General features: G+C 67.7%; 16 protein-coding genes. 6 read left to right on the forward strand and 10 right to left on the reverse strand.

All coding sequences use genetic code 11. The features are described from left to right. From OHA18_RS27675 to kduI, 3 genes are read right to left on the reverse strand one after another with little or no spacing between them, the layout of a single operon-like run. Positions 1 to 756 (reverse strand): IclR family transcriptional regulator, encoded by a 756-nt coding sequence (locus OHA18_RS27675; RefSeq protein ID WP_328998228.1) that lies wholly within the window; start codon positions 754 to 756, stop codon positions 1 to 3. A gap of 45 nt (positions 757 to 801) precedes the next feature. Next, a complete protein-coding gene (locus OHA18_RS27680; protein ID WP_328998229.1) occupies positions 802 to 1,554 on the reverse strand; it encodes an SDR family oxidoreductase in 753 nt (250 codons plus the stop codon). After that, complete coding sequence (gene kduI, locus OHA18_RS27685; protein WP_328998230.1) at positions 1,551 to 2,375, reverse strand: 5-dehydro-4-deoxy-D-glucuronate isomerase; 825 nt, start codon at positions 2,373 to 2,375, stop codon at positions 1,551 to 1,553. Before kduI ends, OHA18_RS27680 begins: the two co-directional genes overlap by 4 nt. A gap of 148 nt (positions 2,376 to 2,523) precedes the next feature. Here kduI and OHA18_RS27690 point away from each other — a divergent pair, with 148 nt between their 5' ends. From OHA18_RS27690 to OHA18_RS27705, 4 genes are all read left to right on the forward strand, one after another. Then, positions 2,524 to 4,026 carry a sodium:solute symporter family protein gene (locus OHA18_RS27690; protein ID WP_328998231.1) on the forward strand — a complete coding sequence of 501 codons (1,503 nt, stop codon included), beginning with the start codon at positions 2,524 to 2,526 and terminating at the stop codon, positions 4,024 to 4,026. Between the two features lie 37 nt (positions 4,027 to 4,063). Next, positions 4,064 to 4,249: a tautomerase family protein gene (locus tag OHA18_RS27695; protein WP_137253774.1), complete on the forward strand. Its 186-nt coding sequence runs from the start codon at positions 4,064 to 4,066 to the stop codon at positions 4,247 to 4,249. A 150-nt stretch (positions 4,250 to 4,399) separates the two neighbouring features. Then, positions 4,400 to 5,425 carry an aspartate-semialdehyde dehydrogenase gene (locus tag OHA18_RS27700; protein ID WP_328998232.1) on the forward strand — a complete coding sequence of 342 codons (1,026 nt, stop codon included), beginning with the start codon at positions 4,400 to 4,402 and terminating at the stop codon, positions 5,423 to 5,425. A 55-nt stretch (positions 5,426 to 5,480) separates the two neighbouring features. Continuing rightward, positions 5,481 to 6,074: a class I SAM-dependent methyltransferase gene (locus OHA18_RS27705; protein ID WP_328998233.1), complete on the forward strand. Its 594-nt coding sequence runs from the start codon at positions 5,481 to 5,483 to the stop codon at positions 6,072 to 6,074. Here OHA18_RS27705 and OHA18_RS27710 read toward each other — a convergent pair. Next, positions 6,062 to 7,657, reverse strand: a complete 1,596-nt coding sequence (locus tag OHA18_RS27710; protein ID WP_328998234.1) for a peptide-N4-asparagine amidase — start codon at positions 7,655 to 7,657, stop codon at positions 6,062 to 6,064. The two genes, OHA18_RS27705 and OHA18_RS27710, sit on opposite strands and share 13 nt — an antisense overlap. 110 nt (positions 7,658 to 7,767) lie before the next feature. On the opposite strand from OHA18_RS27710, the gene OHA18_RS27715 reads away from it, so the two are divergent. Continuing rightward, entirely contained in the window at positions 7,768 to 9,603 is a 1,836-nt protein-coding gene (locus OHA18_RS27715) for an AMP-dependent synthetase/ligase (RefSeq protein ID WP_328998235.1), read from the forward strand. An 86-nt stretch (positions 9,604 to 9,689) separates the two neighbouring features. Here the strand turns inward: OHA18_RS27715 and OHA18_RS27720 are convergent, their stop codons facing one another. The 5 genes from OHA18_RS27720 to OHA18_RS27740 all read right to left on the reverse strand — a co-directional run bounded on the left by OHA18_RS27720 (position 9,690) and on the right by OHA18_RS27740 (position 13,611). Beyond that, positions 9,690 to 10,376, reverse strand: coding sequence for an IMP cyclohydrolase (locus tag OHA18_RS27720; RefSeq protein ID WP_328998236.1), 687 nt, complete (start codon positions 10,374 to 10,376; stop codon positions 9,690 to 9,692). 3 nt (positions 10,377 to 10,379) lie between these two features. Beyond that, a complete protein-coding gene (locus OHA18_RS27725; RefSeq protein WP_328998237.1) occupies positions 10,380 to 11,249 on the reverse strand; it encodes an alpha/beta hydrolase in 870 nt (289 codons plus the stop codon). A gap of 239 nt (positions 11,250 to 11,488) precedes the next feature. Then, on the reverse strand, positions 11,489 to 11,917 hold the full coding sequence (locus tag OHA18_RS27730) for an SRPBCC family protein (protein WP_328998238.1): 429 nt from the start codon (positions 11,915 to 11,917) through the stop codon (positions 11,489 to 11,491). Then, complete coding sequence (locus OHA18_RS27735) at positions 11,914 to 12,810, reverse strand: MBL fold metallo-hydrolase (protein ID WP_328998239.1); 897 nt, start codon at positions 12,808 to 12,810, stop codon at positions 11,914 to 11,916. Before OHA18_RS27735 ends, OHA18_RS27730 begins: the two co-directional genes overlap by 4 nt. 114 nt (positions 12,811 to 12,924) lie before the next feature. Next, positions 12,925 to 13,611, reverse strand: a complete 687-nt coding sequence (locus OHA18_RS27740; protein ID WP_328998240.1) for a Crp/Fnr family transcriptional regulator — start codon at positions 13,609 to 13,611, stop codon at positions 12,925 to 12,927. A gap of 105 nt (positions 13,612 to 13,716) precedes the next feature. Between OHA18_RS27740 and OHA18_RS27745 the strand changes: the two genes are divergently transcribed. Then, complete coding sequence (locus OHA18_RS27745; protein ID WP_328998241.1) at positions 13,717 to 14,499, forward strand: META domain-containing protein; 783 nt, start codon at positions 13,717 to 13,719, stop codon at positions 14,497 to 14,499. A gap of 5 nt (positions 14,500 to 14,504) precedes the next feature. Here the strand turns inward: OHA18_RS27745 and OHA18_RS27750 are convergent, their stop codons facing one another. Then, positions 14,505 to 16,520 carry an MDR family MFS transporter gene (locus tag OHA18_RS27750; protein WP_328998242.1) on the reverse strand — a complete coding sequence of 672 codons (2,016 nt, stop codon included), beginning with the start codon at positions 16,518 to 16,520 and terminating at the stop codon, positions 14,505 to 14,507. Positions 16,521 to 16,752: the final 232 nt, after the last annotated feature.

The following is a 16,752-nucleotide window of genomic DNA, read 5'->3' on the forward strand; positions in this document are numbered from 1 at the left end:
TCAGTTGGTGGGTTCGCGGTAGCCGAGGGCGGCTGAGATCTTGCGGGCGGCTTCGATTGCGGCCGGCGCCATCAGGGCTACCTGGGCGATCGACTGCTCCAGCGACAAGGTGGAGATGCTGACAGCCGCGACGGCGGCGCCGGTGTGGTCGTGGATGACTGCGGCGACGCAGCGGATGCCGGGCTCGTTCTCCTCGTCGTCGAGCGCGTACCCGCGGGACCGGACCTGGGCGAGATCGGTCTTGAGTGCGGTCGCGGTGGTGTGCGTGAGCGGCGTCCGCGCGGGCAGACCGGTCCGTGTGATGTGGACGTCGAGAGCCTCTTCGTCCTTCTCCGCGAGCAGCGCCTTGCCGATCCCGGTGCAGTGCAGCCAGATCGCCTTGCCGACCCGCGACGGCATCCGGTACGGCTTCGGGCCGTCGAGGCGTGCGACGTAGATGGCCTCGTCGCCGTTCAGCAGTCCGACGTGCACCGTGCACCGCGTCTGCGCGACCAGGTCCGCGAGCACCGGACGGGCGACCGTGGCCAGGTCGACGTTGGTCAATGCGTGACCCGCGAGCCGCAGCGCCTTCGGTCCCGGATGGTACGAGCCGTCGTCGGCCTGGGCGACGAACTCGTGCTCGACCAGCGACGCCATGATCCGGTGCACGGTGGACTTGGCCAGACCGGTCGCGTTGACCACGTCGGTGAACCGCGAGTGCTCCAGTACGGCGTCCAGCACCATCAGCGTCTTGTCGATGGCCGAAGGCGAACTCATGTCGCTCATCCTGCCACTCCTCTCTGGCCGAATTATCTGGCCGAATTATCTGGAGAGCCAGCCACCGTCGACCGCGAGGACATGGCCGTTGATGTAGTCCGCCGCAGACGAGGCCAGGAAGACCGCGGCGCCGACGACGTCCTCCGGCCGCCCCCATCGGCCTGCCGGGATGCGCTGCCGGATCGCGGCCTCACGGGCCGGGTCCGCGCGCAGCTCCGTGGTGTTGTCGGTGCTGATGTATCCGGGCGCGATCGCGTTCACCTGAACCCCGGCCGGCCCCCACTCGTTGGCCAGCGCGCGCGTCAGTCCCGCGACCGCATGCTTGCTGGCAGTGTAGGCCGGGACCGTGATCCCGCCCTGGAAGCTCAGCAGCGACGCGATCGTGACGATCTTCCCGGTACGGCGTTCCGCCATCGCGGCCCCGATCGGCCGGGTGACCGCCCAGGTCGAGTTGAGGTTCACGTCGATCACGTGCTGCCAGTCCGCGGTCGTGGTCTCGGCCGCCGGCGCCCGCCGGATCGTGCCGGCGTTGTTGACCAGGATGTCGATGTGCCGGTCCCGAGCCAGCTCGACGGCGGCTGCCTCCACCGCGGCGGGATCCGCGAAGTCCGCGATCACCACGGTCGCCTCGCCGCCGCCGTTCTGCTTGATCGCCTCGAGGGTGTCCTCCAGAGCGGCGTCCCGGGCCATCAGGATCAGCTCGGCGCCGGCCGCGGCGTACCCAGCGGCGATGGCGGCGCCGATGCCACGGCGCGCGCCGGTGACGAGCGCCGTACGCCCTGCGAGGCTGAACGTCACCGCAGGTCCTGTACGTCGACACCGTCCATGTCGCCGAACGCCTGGTTCTCGCCGGCCATCGCCCAGACGAAGCTGTACGACGACGTGCCGCAGCCGGAATGGATCGACCAGCTCGGCGAGATGATCGCCTGCCGGTCGGCGACCAGCAGGTGCCGGGTCTCGTCGGGTTCGCCGAGGAGGTGGACGATCCGCTCCGTCTCCGGGAGACCGAAGTACAAGTAGCACTCGGTACGACGGTCGTGGGTGTGGGCCGGCATGGTGTTCCAGGTGCTGCCCGCGTGCAGCGTGGTCACGCCGAGCACGACCTGGCAGCTCTGCACCCCGTCCGCGTGGATGTACTGGTCGATCGTGCGGCGATTGGCGGTCTGCTGGTCGCCGAGCTCGAGCCGGTTGCCCTCGCCGGGGTTGACCTGCGCGGTCGGGAAGTCCGTGTGCGCGGGCGCGGAGAAGACGTAGAACGCTGCATCGGGTCCCTCGAAGACGACCTCCCGGACGCCGCGTCCGACGTACAGGCAGGCGCCGGTGGCCAGCTCGTACTTCGTGCCGTCCGCGGTCACCGTCCCGGGTTCGCCGACGTTGACGATGCCGGCCTCGCGGCGTTCGAGGAAGTACTCGCTGCGCAGCTCCGGGTAGGTGTCCAGCGTCAGCGGACCGTTCGCGGGCCGGGCGCCGGCGAGCACGATCCGGTCGTGGTGGGTGAGCACCGCGGTGATCGCGTCCGGGACGAAGAGGTCGTCCACCAGGTAGTGGCGGCGCAGCGCGGCGGTGTCGAAGCCGGGCAGCTGCTCGGGATGGGTGGCATGCCTGATCTGCAGAGTCACAGAACTAGGTTCTATGTGACGGAACGCTGTGTCAATCGCTCTGGCCAGTGGAACAGGCTCTGGAAATGTTCCGGTTCCGTGTCTTGACACTCAGTTCTGGTGAATGGAACCTTCCAGGTACTCGCCCATCGCCCCTGGGAGGATCCCCATGACCGCAGTGGACTGGACAGTCCTGGTCGCGTACTTCGTGTTGATGGTGCTGATCGGAGTCTGGTCGCGCACCAAGATCAAGACCGTCGTGGACTACTTCACGACCGGGGGCCGGATTCCCTGGTGGTTGTCCGGCATCTCGCATCACATGTCCGGCTACAGCGCCGTCATGTTCGTCGCCTTCGCGGCCGTTGCCTACAGCTACGGCATCACGGTCTACGTGTGGTGGGCCATGACGATCGGTATCGGCGTGGGCATCGGCGCGTTCCTGTTCGCTGCCCGCTGGAATCGGCTACGCGCGAAACACGGGGTCGTGTCGCCGCTGGAGTACCTGGCCCGCCGGTACAACCTGCCGACACAACAGGCCCTCGCGTACTCCGGTGCCGCGCTCAAGGTCGTCGACATCGCCTCGAAGTGGGTCGCGATCGCCGTACTGCTGAACGGTTTCACCGGAGTGCCGATGCGGTGGGGCATCCTGCTGACCGGTGTGGTGACGATGCTGTACGCCACACTCGGCGGACTCTGGGCCGACGTGCTGACCGATTTCGGGCAGTTCGTGATCCAGTTCGGCGCCGGCATCGCGATGTTCATCGGCGTGCTCGCCCACCTGGACGGCGTACCGACGTTGTGGAAGATGTGGGACCAGCTGCCGGCCGGGCACGGGCACGCGCTGAACGGGCCGTACACGCCGGTCTTCCTGATCGCGTTCCTGTTCATCAAAACCTTCGAGTACAACGGCGGCATGTGGAACCTGGCGCAGCGCTACATGGCCGCACCGTCCGGATCCGCGGCGAAGAAGTCCGCGCTGCTCTCGTCGGCGTTGTGGCTGGTCTGGCCGCTGATCCTGTTCGTCCCGATGTGCGCGGCGCCGCTGCTCGTGCACCCCGGGAAGCCGGAGCAGTCGTACGTCGAACTGTCGCAACTGCTCTTGCCGAGCGGACTGATCGGGCTGGTGCTGGCCGGATTCTTCTCGCACACGATGGCGATGGTGGCGTCCGACGCGAACGCGATCTCGTCGGTGATCACCCGTGACCTGGCGCCGGTGCTGGTACCTCGCGTGCGCCGGCTGACCGATGCGGCGACGCTGAAGATGGCGCGGATCGTCACGTTCACGTTCGTCACGGTCAGCATGCTGATCGCGATCGCCACCAACGGTGAAGGCGTCGTACTCAAGATCGTCGTCGACCTGGTCGCCGCGACGATGGGACCGATCGCGATCCCGCTGATGCTCGGGTTGCTGCCGTGGTTCCGGCGCAGCGGGTCGCGGGCCGCGCTGGTGTCCTGGGCAGTCGGGCTGATCGTCTGGGCGGTCGTGAAGTACGGCTTCGATTCCACCGATCAGACCCTGGTCGTCGCGTTGCCGTTGGCAACTTCCCTGGTCGTGTACGTCGGCCTCGGGCTGCTCTTCCCGGAGAACAGCGCGGATGTCGACGAACTGGTCGACTCGCTGAACACCGACCCCGACGAGGTCACCGCCCGCCCCGCCGCCGTCCTGTCCTGAAACACTGGCCCAACCCAACCCTCAGGAGAAACCCGCCATGCCGAACATCACCGTCGAACTCCTCTCCGGCCGTACCCTCGACCAGCGCCGCGAGTTCGTCGCCGCCGTCACCGACTCCGCCATCGCCATCCTCGGCGCCAAACGCGAGTCTGTCCGGATCGTCTTCACCGAGATCGAGAAGACCGACGTAGCCAACGGCGGCACCCTGGCCGCGGATGTCTGATCCGTAACCGGATCTGCAGCCCATCACAATTGCGTCACCAGGCTCGGCCCAAGCGTGCGCCTGGGCGCCACGCCGACATTGTGATGGGCTGCAGATCCGCTATCTGAAATCATCCGCGCCGGCTGGAGGCGGCCAAGTAGTCTGCGAAGCATGCGAGTTGGTGTGTTTGGTGCTACGGGGCAGGTCGGCGGCGTGATGCGGGAGTTGCTGGTCGAGCGCAACTTCCCGGTGGACGAGGTGCGGTACTTCGCCTCGGCGCGGTCGGCGGGGAAGACGTTGCCGTTCGGGGACCGGGAGATCGTGGTGGAGGACTCCGCCATCGCCGACTTCTCCGGGCTCGAGCTGGCGTTGTTCTCCAACGGGAAGACGGCGTCGAAGGAGCTCGCGCCGAAGGTGGCAGCCGCCGGTGCCGTGGTCGTGGACAACTCGTCCGCCTGGCGGATGGATCCCGACGTACCGCTCGTCGTCGCCGAGGTGAACCCGGGCGACCTCGACCACCTGCCCAAGGGCATCGTCGCCAACCCGAACTGCACCACGATGGCCGCGATGCCGGTCCTCGCCCCGCTGCACCGGGAGGCGACCCTGACCAGGCTCATCGTCTCCACCTACCAGGCCGTCTCCGGCTCCGGTGGTGTCGGTGTGAGCGAGCTGGAGGACCAGGCCCGCGCCCTCGCCGAGACGGGCGGCAAGCTTGCCCGCGGCACCGACGGCATCACGCTCCCCGAGCCCAAGGTGTACGCCGGGCCGATCGCCTTCAACGTGCTCCCGCTGGCCGGTTCGATCGTTGCCGATGGCACCGGTGAGACCGACGAGGAGCAGAAGCTCCGCAACGAGAGCCGCAAGATCCTGCATATCCCGGGGCTTCCGGTCGCCGGCACCTGCGTCCGGGTGCCCGTCTTCACCGGCCACTCGCTCAGCATCAACGCCGAGTTCGCCGAGCCGATCACGCCGGAGCGCGCGACCGAGATCCTCGGCGCCGCACCCGGGGTGGCCGTCACGGACCTTCCGACTCCGCTGCTCGCAGCCGGCCAGGACCCGTCGTACGTCGGTCGGATCCGTCAGGACCAGTCCGTGCCGGGCAACCGCGGTCTCGTGCTATTCGTCTCCAACGACAACCTCCGCAAGGGTGCCGCGCTGAACGCGGTCCAGATCGCGGAGCTGCTCGCCCAGCGATGATCTCTCGACGTCAAGAAGGTTGACATCGAGAGAAGTCGGGACGCACGATATGCGGGTGGACACGCAGACACTGCACGCCTATGACACCGGTGCCGTCGAGTACGCGGACGACTGGGAGACGCAGCCCGCCGGCACCGACCTCCAGCAGCTCGTCCGCACCTATTTCACGCTCGGCCCGACCGCGGACGTCGGCTGCGGCAGCGGTCGCGACACCGCCTGGTTGACGGCGAACGGGTTCCAGGCGGTCGGACTCGAGCCGTCCGACGGCCTCCGTGCCGAGGCCGAGCGGCGTCATCCGGACGTGCCGTTCCACAACGCCGCTCTGCCCGACCTCGACGGCGTCGCGCCGGACAGCTTCACCAACGTGCTGTGCGAGACCGTGATCATGCACCTCGAGCCGAGCGCGGTCGGTCCCGCCGTACGACGTCTTGTCGACATCCTCAAGCCGGGTGGCGTTCTCTATCTGACTTGGCGAGTCTCAGCAGCCGACCAGCGTGACGACTCCGGCCGTTTGTACGCAGCCGTCGACATCACCGCGGTGAAGGACGCACTCGACTCGTGTGACCTGCTCCTCGACGAGGAGGTCACCAGCGCGAGCTCCGGCCGGACCATCCACCGCGTGGTCGCCCGGAAGCATCAGCAGCGGTAGAAGTCCTTGGTGTACACGCCGTTGACCGCAGTCAGGGTGTGGTCGAAGCAGCCGTCGCCGAAGGCCCGGAAACGGACGGTCTGGGTGCCGGTCGCGTGGCGTTGGTCGCGCGGTACGCCGTAGATCCAGGAAGCGCGGCCGTCGTACGTCTCGGTCGTCACGCGCCCCGGAGTACGGATCGTGTCGTGGATCTTCAGGTCCGTGACCACGTCGTACCCGCCGGGGATCGTTGCGTTGGGCAAGAAGGTGAGCACGCCGTTCTTGCCGTAGTCGAGGTCGGTCCGCTCGACGTGACCGTTGCTGCTGGTCGTCGAGGTGTCCCGCCAGTTGGCGTCGAGGCTGTCGCGGGATTCGCCTGCTTCCCAGACGTGGTCCGAGACGTTGCTCAGCGTGCGCTGGACGGTGGTCCGGATGCGGCCCGCCGACGTGTCGACGTACCCACCGATCCGGAGACTGCGGGAGGCCTTCGTCGACACGGATCCGGCCTCGTTCGGCGCGCCGGTCACATTGTCGGTCTTGGCCAGCGGGCTGACGGCGTACGACGTGAGCGCGCCCCGGGTCTGACTGCGGTGCGCGTCGGTCCAGACCTGCAGGTTCGGGACCGTGAACCACCCGGACTGACCAGCCGGTACGCCGTCGACGTGGACGCGGAACTCGTGCGGCTTGCCGTCGGTGAGCAGGCCGGCGAACGGCGTGAGGTCGTAGGTCAAGGGCCTGATGTCGAAGGCCCGCGGTGCCGGGGACGGTCGCCAGGAGTACGGGTTCGACCAGCCGCCGGTGTAGATGTACGGGTACGGCAGCGCGATCCCGGCGAGCTTCCCGTCGATCGACACGTCGACCTCGCGGTACGGCGATCCGTCCGGACAGGAGTACCCGGTCTCGGCCGGCGCGGACGTATCCCAGAACTCCTCGCAGCCGCCGCCGGACCCGGTGACGTAGATCTCCCCGAGCAAGCGGGTCGTGTTGCGCGGCAAAGTCGCCGTACCGATCAGGTCGGAGTCCTGGCGGGTCTGGTTCTGCAGCGGTAGCACTTCGTTCGCCGTCCGGGCTGCCGGGGTGTGGCGGTCGGTCGTGTAGAAGTCGAGCGTGACTGTGATGTCGAGTACGCCGGTGTAGGTGTCGTCGACGACGTTGCCGAGCTCCATCACCACAGGCTGCGGCGTGCGCAGCAGCGGACTGTAGGACGTGACGTCCTTCTCGACGTCCCAGGCGATGCCGTCCGTGCTCGGTTCCGGGGTGGACGTGCGGAAGACGCCGACCCCGCCGATGGTGATGTGGCCGAGGCGGTCGTACTGGACGCCCTTCACCTCGCCGTGCATCCGCAGCACGATCTTGGACCACGGGCCCTGGCAGCCGGCCGGGGGCGTGTACGTCCACCGGTACGGGTCGAAGTTCTTGAACTGGTTGCGGACGATCTGCACTTCGCAGTGTCTGGTGTGCGGAACGCTGACCGCCGGCGCCGGAGTGCGAGGATTGTCATAGTCCGAGCCGAACTCGGCCGGCGGGGCCGCTGCTCGCGCCGGAGCCCCGAGGGCAACGAGCAGGACGGATAGTGAGACGAAGGCCACCGACCGTATGCGCATGTTGCGGAAACGTAATGGAGAAGGTGCAGGTGGGCAAGCGAGTGCCATGGTCAGGACCACGCGCCAGCTATTACCCTCCGGTTACTTGACCCCCTGATTGGAGGCCAGTCATGAGGCCTGTCGCCGATGCCGGCCAGCTTGCACTTCTGAGCAACCGCAAGGACACGATGGCCCAGATGTTCCTGGAGCGGGTCGAGGCGACCCCGGCGCGGGAGGCGTTCCGTTTCCCCCGCGGGGAGCAGTGGACGTCGGTGACCTGGCGGGAGACCGAGGAGCTGACCCGCCGGCGCGCGGCCGGGTTGATCGCGCTCGGCGTCGACCCCGAGCAGCGGGTCGGGATCGCGTCCAGCACCCGGATCGAGTGGATCGAGTGCTACCTGGCCGCCGTACTCGCGGCCGCCGCGACGACCACGATCTACCCGACGACGATCTCGTCCGACGTGGCGTTCATCGTGGCCGACGCCGACGTACAGCTGGTGTTCGCCGAGGACGCGGGGCAGGTCGACAAGCTCCGCGAGCATCGGTCCGAGACGCCGTCGCTGCGCAAGGTCGTGCTGATCGACGGTACGCCGCTGGAGAGCGACGGCGACTGGGTGATCGGACTCGGCGAGCTCGACGCGCTGGGCGACGAGTACCTGGCCCAGCACCCGTCGGCCGTGGACGAGCGGATCGCTGGGATCAAGCCGGCCGATCTGTGCACGTTGATCTACACATCGGGTACGATGGGTCGCCCGAAGGGCGTGCGGTTGCCGCACTCGGTGTGGACCTACGAAGGCGCCGCGGTCGAGGGCATGCGGGTGCTTTCGCCGGACGACCTGCAGTTCCTCTGGTTGCCGTTGTCGCACGTGTTCGGTCAGGTGCTGGTCGCCGTCCAGTGCCAGATCGGGTTCGCGACGGCGGTCGACGGGCGGATCGACAAGATCGTCGACAACGCGGCCGTCGTCCAGCCGACGTTCATGGCGGCGGCGCCGCGGATCTTCGAGAAGGCGCACGCGCGGATCGTGACCATGATCCAGTCCGAGGGCGGTGCGCGGGCCAAGATGTTCGACTGGGCGTTCGGGGTGGGTGCTCGCGTGTCCGCGTTGCGGCAGGCCGGGCGCGAGCCGGGCGGGGTGCTGGCGGCGCAGTTCGCGGCGGCGGATCGGTTGGTGCTGTCGAAGATCCGGGCGCGGTTCGGCGGGCGGATCCGGTTCTTCGTATCCGGGTCGGCGGCGCTGGACAAGACGCTGGCGGAGTGGTTCCACTCGGCCGGATTGCTGATCCTGGAGGGGTACGGGCTGTCGGAGACGTCGGCGGGATCGACGTTGAACCGGCCGACGCAGTACCGCCTGGGCAGTGTCGGGCCGGCGTTCCCCGGGACGCAGTTCAGGATCGCCGAGGACGGCGAGATCCTGATCAAGGGCGACGGGGTGATGAGTGGGTACCACAACCAGCCCGCGCAGACGGCCGAGGTCCTGGACGCCGACGGCTGGTTCCACACCGGCGACATCGGGCACTTCGAGGACGAGTACCTGTTCATCACCGATCGGAAGAAGGACCTGTTCAAGACCTCGGGCGGGAAGTACGTCGCGCCGCAGGTGATCGAGGGCCGCTTCAAGACCATCTGCCCGTACGCGAGCCAGTTCATCGTCCACGGCAACAAGCGCAACTTCGTCTCCGCGCTCGTCACGCTCGACCCCGACGCCGTCGTTGGCTGGGCGTCCGCGAACGGTCTCGCCGGGAAGCCGTACGCGGAGGTCGTCACCTCCGATGCCGCGCGGGTGATGGTCCAGGGGTACGTCGACGAACTCAACGCCACCCTCAACCGCTGGGAAACCATCAAGAAGTTCACCATCCTCGACCGCGACCTCACGGTTGAGTCCGGCGAGATGACCCCGAGCCTGAAACTCAAACGCAAGCACGTCGAGGTCGAGTACGCCGACGTACTCGACAAGATGTACGAGTAGTCAACCCTACGCACAGCTACGCGCGGCTCCTTCGTCGCGCAGGACATCCGCCACGCGGTGACGAACGCTGGCCGGTGCTCCGGCTGTTAGCGGTGCTGGATGTGCGGTTTTGCGGCTGAGAACGTCGGCTGGTCCAGGGGGACGGTGATGATCGCGACGCGGAGGGATGGGGCGAGCGCCGTCCAGAGCGTCTCGGTGATCGACGTCCACGGGCCGGGGATGGCGACGGTTCGAGGCAGGCCGTTGGGGGTGATTGTGGTTGTGGTGCCCGAGTAGGTGGTCGTCGTTAGCGCCGTGCCTGGGGCGATTCGGGCTGCGTACAGGGACGGGTGCTCGGTCAGGTCGGGGGCGCCGTCGTACGGGCGGGCTGATCCGATCACGGCCTCGGTGAGTTCGGGTCCGGTGATTGTGGCGGTGGCGGTGATGCGGGGGGTGCGGATGGGCGGGTCGGGCTCGTAGGTGATCTGCCGCAGGGCCAGCTGCAGGTCGGGTTGTTGGGGCCGTAGGGCGGTCAGGTCGCTGACCTGGGTGCCGTTGCCGACGATGACCCAATCGTCTCCGCGGGTGGCGGCGGTGTAGTGGCGGAGGTCGTCGGCCGGGCCGCCGGAGGTGTCGCGGACGATCAGTTCGCGATCGTGGACGACGAGTTCGCGCGACTGGGATGCGGGTGAGCGGCCGGTCAGCCAGTAGGTGAAGAACGGTACGCCGTCCGCGTCGCGGCCGATGGCGAGACCGCGGCCCGGGTACTCGGCGGTTTCCTCGAGTGAGCGCATATCTCAGCGCCCCAGGAACTTGCGGATCGACTCGACGTACTTCACCGGCTCCTCGTCGTTGATGGAGTGGGCCGACCGGTCGAAGATCTCGAGCGTGGCCTGCGGCAGCCGGGCGGCGAGGTCGCGGGGCAGGTCGAAGCCGACGTGGCGGTCCCAGAGGGCGGCGAGGATGAGGGTGGGTACGTCGACGCCGGCCAGATCGTCGACGAGATCGGGGCGTTCGGTGCCGACGAGCGCGAGCGCCATCTCCAGGTTGGACTCCGGGGCTTCGGGGTCGTCGGCCGGGATGTTGGCCGGGTCGTAGTAGAAGAAGCCTATGGCGTTGGAGCTTTGCGCGATCGCGCCGATGGCGGCGAGGGTGCGCTCGATGGGATCCGTGAGGGGCTCCAGCTGAGCGCGGAAGGCGGTCCGCTCGGCCGGGGTGAGGATCGGGTCGACCGCGGCCGGTCGCATCGCCCACACACCGGGATGGAGCGGATCGGTGATCGGGGGAGCGTGCAGGATCAGCCCGTCAACATGGTTGCTGTGAGCAACGGCGTACTCGGCGGCCAGCAGGCAACCGTAGGAGACGCCCCACGGCACGATCCGCTCGACGCCCAACGCAGCACGCAAGTCGTCGAGATCGGCGACCAAGCGGGACATCGTGTAGGTCCCAGGGGCCCGCTCCGACCGGCCGCACCCGCGCTGGTCGTAGAAGACCACTGGCGCGAGGTTGGCGATCTCGTCTCCGACAGACTTCTCGATCGAGTACGAGCTTTCCCCCGGACCCCCGTGCAGCAGTACCAGCGGCACTCCGGCGTTCCCGGCGCCCGCGACCCGGACCCAGTGATCGACCCCACCTGCGGTGATTGTCCGCACTCCGTCACTCAGCATGGATGCGAGGATACGTCAGCGGTTCAGGTACCCGAGGACGGCCGGCACGCGGCGGTTGTCGTCGTCGGACGCGGGCAGGTCGAGCTTGGCGAAGACGCTCGCGATGTGTTTGGTGACGGCGCTGGCGGAGATCGTCAGTTGTTCGCTGTACCGCCGTGAGCAACCGACCGCACAGTCTCGACGAACTGCATTCCACTGCGGTTCTCTACCTCACCACCCTGTACTTAGCCCTACCCCGGTCAGGACTGTTCGAGGAGTTGCTTCAGGACGGCCAGGTTTGCGGCGACCGCGGACTTGATGCGGCCCAGCGCGATGGGGGCCAGGAGGTTCAACGGTCGCGGGGCCCGGAGGTCGACCGTGTTGGTGAGTGTAGTGGTGCCGTCGGTTGCGTCGAGGGTGTAGGTGAGGATGGCAGGGAGGGAGTTGAGGGTGCCCTGGACGGTGAGCTTGCGGTTCGGGGTGAGCTCGATGATTTCGAGGGATTCCTCGGTGCGAACGGGGATCGTGCGGATCTGCCGGTACCGGGTGCCGACGCCGGGTGGACCCGGTGTGACCTGCTGGGTTTCGGCCAGGGCGTAGTTCCACTGCGGGAGGTTCTCGAGGTTTGCGAGGTAGGCGAAGACCGTCGTCGGCGCGCGTTCGATGGTGATCGTGTTGGTGAATTTCATTCGGCCCGCCGGGAGCTGTCGACCAGGCGTTGGGCCGCGGTCGGGTCGTGGGCGGGGAGGACGACGAGGCCGGGGAGCTGCTCGGCCAGGGCCAGGACCTTGTCGGTGGTCTGGGCGAGCTCGCCCCGGTCGCCGACCCCGGGGAGCTGGCGGCGTTCGAGTAGCCCCGCCTCGTAGGTGAGGTCGCCGACCATCAGAAGCGGTGGCAGGTCGCGGCGGCGTACCAGCATCGAGATCGACCCCGGCGTGTGACCGGGCGTGGGGAGCACCAGCATCGATCCGTCGCCCATGACGTCGAAGGCTCGAGGAAAGGCCGTCAGGTCCACGTCGGTGCCGAAGTCGAGGTGCTTCCATCGCGCGCCTGGTACGTCGATATGCGCCCGGAGGAAACCGCGGGCCTCGGGGGAGAACCCGGACAGTTGGGCCCATTCCGCCGGGGTGATCAGGAGCTCGCTGCCGCCGAGTTGGGGGATCCCGCCGATGTGGTCCTGGTGCAGATGCGAGATCACCGCCTTGTCGACGTCTGCGGTCGAGTATCCGAGCGTGCCCAGCTGCGCGTCGAGGGTCTCGTGCTCGGCGATGTGGAACTTGGCCAGCCGGTCGTAGACGACGCCGTTGAATCCGCCCGGGAAGTACGTCGGGTCGGTCACCGAGGCGCGATCCTGGCCGGTGTCGAACAACACCAGTCCGTTCGTGTGCTCGATGACGTACACGTTGATCGGCCGGGGCGGCAGCCAGCGGCGGGAGGTGAGCAGCCACCAGTACAGCGGCTTCTTCGATCCGTGGGCGTGTTCGGGGTGGATCTCGACGCTGCCGGTGCTGATCACCGATACGGCCCGGACGGGGTCGCCGGTGCCGGTACGCGCCGGCAATCTTGTTGCTTCCGTGGACATCTGGACTCCTGAGTTGCCGATCGGTCACCCGACGATTTCGGGGCCGAGGGCATCAGTCTTCGTCCGCGAGCGCGGCATGTCTGTGACTTTTGTCGTGCGCCGGAGTAACCGGGGTCACTGGTCGTCGGGGTTCCAGGTCTGATCGTGGAGCCCGGTGGCGTCGAGGATGTGGACACGGTCCGCCGAGGTGGCGACCAGCCGGGCCAGCCGGAAGTCGCGCAGTACTCGCGCCACCACTTCACGGACCGAGCCGACAGCATCCGCAAGCTCCTGCTGCGACACCTGGGCAACGAGCTCGCCGCGCGGAGCCTGCTGAGCGGACGCGAGGTCCAGCAGATGGGCGGCGACCCGCTGCCGCACGGTGCCGAAAGTGTTGACCGCGGTCTGCTGGAGGTTCTCGTACAGCCGGCGGCTGAGCTCCTGCGCCACCGCCCACCCGACCCGGCTGTCGGTGCGTGCGGCGGTGGTCAGCAGGCCGGCGTCCATCCGGAACAAGGTGCAGTCGGCCAGCGTCTGTACGCCGACATCGGCCGGCCCCGCGACCAGGACAGCAATCCCGAGTACGTCGCGATCGCGGGCGTACCGCACTGTCACCTGACGCCCCTCCGGCGATGACATGTAGACGCGCAACAGCCCACGCACGACCAGGATCGCCCGGGGAGCAGACCGCTCCCGGTACAACGTGCTACCTGCCGGGTAATCAATCCGATCACCGGTCGCCAGCAACCGCTCGATCAGCTCCCCCGGCAGCTCCCCGAGAAAACTCCCACCCAGAGCCGCCGCCACCTCTCCATCGCTCACCCTGCAAGCATCCGCCACCCTGCGCAAGAACTCGACAGAGGGCGGCGCTGCAACCTGCTGGCGGAGGAGAGCCGAGCGGTGGAGGATGCAGGAAAGGGGTGGCGTATGACGCAGGTGTACGGGCCGATGATCGGTGGGGAAGGGGCACCGATCGGGAAGACCTACCTGTCGGTCGCTGTAACCGAAGCCGGGGTGGACAGACAGTTGGTGCCGGGGACTCGAATTCGGCTGACCGTCCGGAAGAACGGCGTATTCATCGCGATCGCCGGCTGCAACGAGCTGAGCGGGGTGATCCAGGTCGACGACGGCCTACTGCGCTTCGAGCCGCACGTCCAGACTCAAATGGGATGCGGTCCTGAACTCGAGGCTCAAGACGACTGGCTCGCGGGGCTGCTGATGCAGTCGGACTGCGTTGTCGAGGGTGACACTCTCACGCTGACCAGCGGCGGTACGACGCTTGTGCTGGTCGACCGCCGCTTCGCCAACCCCGACTTTCCGCTCGAAGGCAGTACCTGGCAGGTCGAGTCGGTGGTCCGCGGGGACGCCTTCGAACACTTCGTCCTCGCCGGTCCACGCAGCCTCGTCGTGATCGGTAAGGCCGGCCTCACCATCGACGGCACCCACGTCACCGGCTCGACCGGCAGCAGCTCCTTCACCGCGACCGTGGCCCGCGACGGCTCGACACTCGTCTTCAGTGAGCTGACCGTCGCGACAACGCACCCCAGAGGACGAGCCGCGGACCTGGAGCGAGCTGTGCTCGAGAATCTCCGTACCCCGCTCACCTACACCATCGAGTCCAACCGGATGCAACTCCGGGGCCCGACGAGAGCCACGGGTCTCAACCTCGTCGCCGTGCGGCCGGACGGATATCCCGCGGGCAGTCTGTGAGGCCGTCAGTTCGCCGTGGTCAGGGCGGCGGCGTGTTTGCCGGTGGTGAGGGATTGGCCCTGGTCGATCATCTGTTCGGCGATGCGGTCCACGGCGTGCGAGAAGGCTTCGGAGTTCTCGGGGTCCCAGTCGGTGAGGCGGTCGAGCATCCAGATCCGGAAGGCGCCGACGAACCGCTGGAACATCTCCATCCCGAGCGGGGTGAACCGGTAGTGACCGAGCGTCTCGGAAAGGTAGCCGCCGGCAACCAGTTGGGTGGCGAGCGGCTCGAGGACGCCGGGTGGCATCCGGAGGTCGCCGGTCATCTCGGCCAGGGTCGCTGAGCCCTTCTCGGCGCCGCCGCGGAACACTCGCATGATCATCCACGCCTGGGCGTGGCTGAGTGGGAGGCCGGACTCGGCGAGGACCTCGGGCGCGGGGTTGCGTTTGTGATGACGTACGACGAGCGCCGCCAGCTTCTGGAGCTCGTGCTCGGAGTCGAACGACGAGGGCGCCGCGAAGTTGTCGCCGACGTCGGACGCGGCCATCCGGGCGGTGTCGCGGAGCGGGACCTCCTTCAGCATCAGGGCCGTCAGAAAACCGAGCGCCGCCACCGGGACGGCCCACAGGAACACGGTGTGTAAAGAGTCGGCGTACGCCGCCGTCACCGCTGATCGCATCGACTCCGGCAGCTTGCGCACGCCTTCGACCGTCGTGACCACCCGCGGATCCGCGCCGGTGGCGCGGACGGCTTCCGCCAGGTGGACCGGCAGTTGGTGGGAGTAGATGGACCCGAACACGGCAACCCCGAACGAGCTGCCCATCGTGCGCAAGAAGCTCACCCCGGACGTCGCGACCCCGAGATCCGCGTAGTCGACAGTGCTCTGGACAACGACCGTCGGGACCGGCATACACAGACCGATACCCAGTCCGAGAACGACCATGTAGCAGGCCGTCACCAGATAGGACGTGGAGTTGTCGAGCAGGGACAGCAGGAACAGCCCCACGCCGATCAGGATCGTGCCGACGATCGGGAACATCCGGTAGCGGCCGGTCTTGCTGATGGTTTGACCGGTCACGATCGACGCGACCAGCAGTCCGCCGACGAGCGGCAGCATCTGCAGGCCGGACTCGGTCGCCGAGGCGCCGTGGACGAACTGCAGGTACGTCGGGAGGTACGTGACCCCGCCGAGCATCGCGAACCCGATGATGAAGCTCATCACCGCGCACACCGTGAACACCCCGGACCGGAACAATCGCAACGGCAGCAACGGTTCCGCCGCTCGTCGTTCGACCAGGATGAAGAGGCCTAGGGCAACCAACGAGCCGATCGCCATCGAGATGATGACGGGCGACGTCCAGTCGTACTCGTTGCCGCCCCACGTCGTCACCAGCGTCAGCCCGGTCGCGGCGAGGGCGATGAACAGGATGCCGAGGTAGTCGATCTTCGGCTCGACCGCCGCCTTCACCGACGGCAACGTGATCGAGGCAACGATCAGTACGACGATGCCGAGCGGGATGTTCACGTAGAACGCCCACCGCCAGCTCAGGTGGTCGACGAACAGCCCACCGAGCAGCGGGCCGGCCACAGTGGCGACCCCGAAGACCGAACCCATCACGCCCTGGTACTTGCCGCGTTCGCTCAGCGGTACGACGTCCGCGATCACCGCCATCGCGGTCACCATGATGCCGCCGGCGCCGAGGCCCTGGATCGCGCGGGAGCCGACCAGCCACAGCATCGAGTTGGCCATCCCGCACAGCGCGGAGCCGGCGAGGAACAGCACGACGCTGATCAGGAACATCCGCTTGCGCCCGTACAGGTCGCCGAACTTCCCGATCAGCGCGGTCATGATCGTCTCGGCGAGCAGGTACGACGTGACCACCCAGGACAGGTGGTTGGCGCCGCCGAGGTCACTCACGATGGTCGGCAGCGCGGTCGCCACGATCGTCTGATCGAGGGCCGCGAGCAACATTCCGAGCATGATCGCGACCACGACCGCGTTCCGGGTGCCACGTCCGACAGGCTGAGCCTCGGTGTCCATGAGCCGAATGTAGTCATCTCCGGACCTTCTGTAACCACGAAACGACGGAGATCCGGTCAAGAAACTTCCCCACCACTCCCACCCACCCCCGCTCGCCGGGCGTGGTGGTGGGGTGGGCGCGTGGCTGGCCGTACCGACGGACGGGTAGTAGTCGGTTGGTGGCAGGTGCGATGGGGGTGGTCAGGCGGGACTTGGCCTGGGACGGCCGACGGTTGGCCGACTACTACCCGTC

Origin of the sequence: Kribbella sp. NBC_00709 (assembly GCF_036226565.1) — a bacterium.
Lineage (GTDB): Bacteria > Actinomycetota > Actinomycetes > Propionibacteriales > Kribbellaceae > Kribbella.